At 44.3% G+C, this 6,110-nt stretch carries 6 protein-coding genes; all 6 read left to right on the plus strand.

The window, feature by feature from the left end:
* Positions 1 to 18 precede the first annotated feature (18 nt).
* Positions 19 to 873 carry an ATP-binding cassette domain-containing protein gene (locus tag AC6CIF_RS25455; protein ID WP_498202031.1) on the plus strand — a complete coding sequence of 285 codons (855 nt, stop codon included), beginning with the start codon at positions 19 to 21 and terminating at the stop codon, positions 871 to 873.
* Entirely contained in the window at positions 858 to 2,621 is a 1,764-nt protein-coding gene (locus tag AC6CIF_RS25460) for an ATP-binding cassette domain-containing protein (RefSeq protein WP_498202032.1), read from the plus strand. Before AC6CIF_RS25455 ends, AC6CIF_RS25460 begins: the two co-directional genes overlap by 16 nt.
* A 159-nt stretch (positions 2,622 to 2,780) precedes the next feature.
* Positions 2,781 to 3,080 (plus strand): hypothetical protein, encoded by a 300-nt coding sequence (locus AC6CIF_RS25465; protein ID WP_076214871.1) that lies wholly within the window; start codon positions 2,781 to 2,783, stop codon positions 3,078 to 3,080.
* A gap of 166 nt (positions 3,081 to 3,246) precedes the next feature.
* Entirely contained in the window at positions 3,247 to 3,822 is a 576-nt protein-coding gene (locus AC6CIF_RS25470) for a GNAT family N-acetyltransferase (RefSeq protein WP_498202033.1), read from the plus strand.
* 120 nt (positions 3,823 to 3,942) lie between these two features.
* A complete protein-coding gene (locus AC6CIF_RS25475; protein WP_498202034.1) occupies positions 3,943 to 5,400 on the plus strand; it encodes a S8 family serine peptidase in 1,458 nt (485 codons plus the stop codon).
* 35 nt (positions 5,401 to 5,435) lie between these two features.
* Entirely contained in the window at positions 5,436 to 6,017 is a 582-nt protein-coding gene (locus tag AC6CIF_RS25480) for a GNAT family N-acetyltransferase (protein WP_498202035.1), read from the plus strand.
* Positions 6,018 to 6,110: the final 93 nt, after the last annotated feature.

Raw genomic sequence — 6,110 nt, forward strand, 5'->3', positions numbered from 1 at the left:
GGAAAGGACTAATTTACGATGCAAGGCAACCAGCCTATGATTATATTAGAAGATGTCCGGGTGCATTATGCTACCGAAGGTGGTCAGGTGAGAAAAGCACTGGATGGGGTTTCGCTTACGCTGCACCAAGGAGAATGGATTAGTATTGTAGGGGCGAATGGCAGTGGAAAAAGCACACTTGCTGGACTACTGATTGGATTCATTCCACTATCTGGAGGGGTACGGGATATCTCGGATGAACTTACCGTTCGGGGTGTATTGCAGCAACCGGATGCACAGGTACTAGGCGATACGATTGAAGAGGAGTTTCATTTTGCGCTGTCACCATTAATGGATTCTGTAGAAGAGCAGTTGGAGCACAGGCAGGATGCATTACATACCGTAGGACTTCAATATCCCCTGGAGAAGGCGGTCTCACAATTATCCGGTGGACAGAAACAACTGCTTAATATTGCTGTAGCGCTCGCGGCCAAACCGGATATATTGATTCTGGATGAGCCAACAGCCATGCTTGATCCAGGAGCAAGAGACCGTATCGAGGCCATCGTTCAGAAGATCACCCAACGGGGGACAACGGTGATCTGGATTACGCACCATCTGGAGGAAGCAACCCTGTGTGATCGAATCATTGCTATGGAGAGGGGACATTGTGTGTACGACGGGGAGCCGGAGTCCTTTTTCTATGAAACAGAGTTGAATGAGAAGGTTAATCGGGAAAATGAGCAGCTATCCCCATGTGAACGGTTAGGATTGGACCCTCCTTTCACTGTAAAAACTGCGTTATTGCTCAAGCAAAAAGGTATGATGCCAGAAGCCATGCCACTGCGACCTGAGCAACTGGCTAAGGAGGTCGCACGTTGGAGATTGAGCTAACCAATATACGTATAGAAGCATCGGAATCGAGCAAACGTGCACTGCTTGAAGATATTAATATTCAGTTGCATAGTGGGGAAATCACCTTGCTGCTGGGCTGTACGGGTTCAGGAAAAACGACTTTACTACAGACGTTGGCTGGTCTGAGACCTCCCGATGCAGGAAGTATCACATTGGATGGCACACCTTTCTGGAAAGAAGGAAAAGTGCCGCAGTCGATTTTATTGCAAATGGGGCTATTGTTTCAATTTCCGGAACAACAACTGTTTGCCCGAAGTATTCAGCGTGAATTCACATATTCTCTGCGTCCCTATCGACTTTCAGAGAAACAGCAACAAGAGCAGATCACAAAAGCACTGAACCAATGGGACCCGCCAGTATCCTCGGAGTTGGACCGACGTTTTCATCTGGACAGGTCGCCATTTGCTCTAAGTGGGGGAGAGAAGCGCAGGTTAGGTCTTGCTCTCGGAAGTGTGACCAACCCACACTGGCTTCTGCTGGATGAGCCAAGCGCCGGGTTGGAAGCGCAAAGTGTCGGGCTTTTGCTGGATGTACTGGAGCAACATCGTCTGGCAGGTGGTGGGGGTGTGGTGGCAACCCATGATCTGGATACATTTTTACCTTGTGCGGATCGAGTATTGTTGTTGCAGGAAGGCCGTCTAATCGCCGATCTTACGCCGAGAGAACTTCACAAAAGGCCTGAACTGCTGGAGCAGACTGGGATTGGATTGCCACCATCGATGAGACTGGCACAGCAATTCAGAGCAGCGGGTCTTGAGCTGCCTTTGACCGCGATGACGCCAGAGGAGATGGCTGAATGCATTGTTCAGTCTACGTTAGTTGAAATACAGATACAGAACGGATCGAAAGAAGCATTAGGGACGGTAACGATGGAAGTCAAGAGTGATGCAATGAAGTATGAAAAAGAAGCACAGATAGCGTCGTCCATTAAAACGGAAGATGATCCAAAGCTTCTTCCGAAGACCTTGACTCATTCAGGCGGATTATATGGCGTTATGGACCCGCGTCTGAAATGGATTTTGTATATTTTGCTGGTCACCGCAGCTATGCTTCAACAGCGATGGCTGGGATTGACATTAACACTGGTGCCGGTAGTAGCAGCACTTGCCGTGCTCCCGCGTCAGACTTTGGCTGGATGTATGAAGTTAATGAAGCCATTATTATTCTTTTTCATCATCTCAACGGCGTTATCTGGAACAACCCTTGCAACAGAGGGAGGAGGTCTGCACTTTGGTTTTTCCCTGATACAGGCGGAGGGCACTTTGCTGAATGTGTATCGTTTGTTTATCGTCACATTGGCAAGCCTTTGGTTTTCGTTGACGACACCTTATGGGCGAATGGTAGAGGGGCTTAATTGGGTACTCGGTATCGGTAAAAAGATCAGGTTGCCCGTAGCTTCGTTTGCTCTTGCTGTATCGTTAATCTTTCGGTTTATCCCGATGATCTGGAGTGAGTGGCAGCGATTCTCACTGATCGTACGGGCACGTGGAAAGGCAGCTTTGAGACCCAATACCGTTCGAATTCGTGACCTGGGTCCGATGGTGATTCCCTTGTTAATGGCACTGTTCCAACGTGCAGAGGATATGACCATTGCGATGGAAATGCGTAAAGTTAGAGAGCACTCTACGCTCGGAGGACGTTCATCATTATTGGTATGGTCCAAACGTGATACCTGGATTAGCATGGCTGGCCTCATTGTTTTTGTACTTTTAATATGGATTCGCTAATTGTGATGGCGATGATTAAAGCGATTAATCCGGTGATGAATAAGACGATGGATTAGAACCATAAACGCAGTGTTTTCCAAAGATCATGCATAAATGCGTTTGTCCTCGCTCACAATAAGTGGACGTTGATCATATGAAGTGGATCAGGAGGGATAAACGATGAAAGATAAGTTTTTGCGTGAAGAACGGCAAGAATATACCGATGTGTCTACGGTGGAGTCGCAGCGAAACGATATCACACTCGAGGAATTCCCGGAGGGTCCTTACGGTTCATCTTTAATATCGGAGTCTCTCGGGAAAAGTTCTCCGTGGCGGGTGGATCAGAGGTCTGCACATCGTTTTGATTATGAAAATCATGAGCTTCACGAGGGAGAAGTACGGGATTATCCGGGTCAGGATGTTTTTGACGAAACGATTCCGGATAACGTGTCCAAGCCTCAATATACGGAAGAATCGTAGTTAGATTTTGATATGAAGTAGAGCGTAGCCTCCAACAGGTTTTATCCTGTTCGGGGGTTATTTTCGTTGTGTTTAATGAAAACAAATCTCCTCCAATTCCACATTATGGGTTATCATATTTGTAGCTCGAAGTAAAAATTTGGTGGTATATGCGGGGGGACTTGGAATGAGAGAGATCGATTATAGTCAATATTTCTGGCAGGATGATAAGATCAGATTGCGTGCTTTGCGTGAGGAAGATTGGGAAGATCATTATTATAACCGCTTTGATACACCTGCCCGTCGGTTATTGGAGTGTGCAGTAGAGTTGCCGCCAACTCATGTTGAGGCTAAGAATTTCACGGAAAACTTCTCTGATTTTTCTTTAGGCAAAGGACGGATCATGTTTACAATTGTAAACATGGATGGTGAAAATGTCGGAGGTGTGAATCTGAACAGCATTGATGAGAGAAACGGTACCTTTAGCATTGGCATTCAAATTGACAGGAATCATCGAGGAAAAGGATACGGAACCAGAGCCGTTCGAATCTTGCTGAACTATGCCTTCTTCGAGCGCAGGCTCAATAAATTTAATGATTATGTACTCGAGGGAAATGAACCTTCCGCAGCAATGATGAGAAAACTTGGATGTGTTCAGGAAGGTGTGCGTCGCCAAGTGATCTATACGGATGGAAAATACCAGGATCTGATCCTCTTTGGATTAACCAAAGACGAGTTTATGGAAAAAGAGGGCCTTGTTTGAGTCCAGCATAAATAAGATCGCCAGGGTGCTCGAAATCTGCCAATTTTATTTGATAAATGATAATGTACATTAAGCGGAAGGCGATAGTATTCTAATGATATCAAAATCTGAGGTGATCGTGTGGATAGAGCAATACCCGATCCGACATGGAAAAGGTTAGGTTTTGCTGAACAACCTGATTTTCATACTTCTGGTCTGGGTGTGGGGATTGTAATTATCGATTCAATTAAACCACATCATCTCGTAAATCACTTAAATACACGAATCAAATGTGTTGCCGTACATGAAAATATGACTGTCACTGTGCGAGACATTACATCTATGAACAGGGAGGAGGATAAACGGAAAGGTGAACATGGCCTTATGAGTGTACTGGCTTTAGCCCATGAACCTATTCTGTTAGAGGAACAAATTCACGTCGGGATTGCACCAGCAGCAACATTTATCGTTTTAGATCATGGCGCATTTACAATTGGAGAAGGAGAACGTCTGAAAAAAGGAATGGAATGGATTCTTGAACATGGGGTCGAATGGAATATAAAAATTATTTTAAGCACTGGTTGGCAGGCATTAGATAATGAAGTTCATCTTAAAAATACGAGTGAAAACTCAACGGTTAAAGCATTGGCAACAGCTGTGCAACAGGGCATTTTGGTTATTTGTTCGAATGGAAATACACGTTTAAATAACATCATGCCTCCAATCCAATATCTAGCAGTAGGAGGCTATGTTGATCGTGGAAAGGCTGATCGTTCATTTCACGTTCCTTTCCCTGATGAACCTTATGGCAGAAATGGAGATGGTCACTTTAGGCCAGATATATTAGCGCCCAGACTACACATTACAATCCCCTCTTATGAAACTGAAGATTCTGGTCAGCGCGTATCTTTTTATGGGGGGACCTCTGGAGCAGCTGCGCTTGTGGCTGGTGTTGCGGCCCATTTGTTCTCCCAATTTCCGAGTTTAAGTTCCGAGATGCTGAGAAACTTATTAGTCGAGCATGGAGAACTACTTGAGGGTGATGATAACCTGGCTCCTCGAATTAATGTTGAGAATACAATTCGTTATATGAACAGGGCAGATAAGCCAATGTACATAACAAAAATTTTACCCATGATAAGTATAAAAAATCAAAATCTCTATAGCGCAATTCATTCAATGGATGATATAGAAAGAGCGCTCTCTTTAACAGTTTTAGTTGAGAGGGACGAATTATCACGTGAAGAGTTATGGAGTTTCACGAAGGATTCATCCGCTATCGTTCGTAAAATTGCAGTATCGACCCTCGGCGTACCGATTACCGAACAAGAGCGAAAGTTGTATTGGGTGTACATAATGCATGAATCAGAAGGAGGAGTGCGTGGATGGTATATGCATGGATTATTGCAAAATGCTCCAAAGGAGGAAATACATAATTGGATAAAATGGTCAACAGATATTAACTGGTCGGTTCGATGGTGTGTTAGCGAATATTTGGCTCAATATCCAGAGTGTTTTCCCCAACTTGAAAAAACCCAAGACCCTGACGCTATACATATCAAGGCATTGCCTTTAAGGCAATGGTACACGGCTCTATAATGATGTAATGTAAATTAATATGTGGAGGCAACCTTATGAACCAACCCATACAAACTGATGAATTAATCATCGACTGCAAGGATATTTATTTGCGTGAGTATCGAATTGAAGATTTAGAGAAACTGCAAGAAATTACGTGGCAACCTGAGGTGTATGAATTCCTACCGGGATGGAATGCTACGATTGAAGACAGGAGCCTGTGGCTCACCGAATATGAAATCCCTGAGAATCAGCGTTTTAAACAAGCTGTGATGGCGGGAGGGAATATTGGAGAGTTATATTTACGTATGGCTATCGTACTTAAAGAAGATGACGAGTTTATCGGATGGTGTTGCTCAGGAATTAAGGACGAACTGCCAGCACCCAATCGGGAGATTATGTATGGTATTTCGAAACACTTCAGAAACCGTGGTTATACAACGCAGGCACTCAAAGGAATGACGGAGTATTTGTTTGAACATACAAACGTAGAAGTGTTAAATGCCATCGCTTTGACTACCAATCAAGCATCCAATAAGGTGATACAGAAATGTAATTTTGAACGGGGCAGTTCGATTGTGATCGAAAATGAAAAGTATAACCATTACCACCTGCGTAAGCAACAAGGCCAATTTTAATAGAACGTAGTCCCATAATGCAGGGCTATAAAATGAAAGTTTCGGATCAGGTTGGACAGTTATTGCTTTGGCTGCCTGATCTTTTTTGTATTT

The organism is Paenibacillus sp. GQ49 (assembly GCF_059759055.1).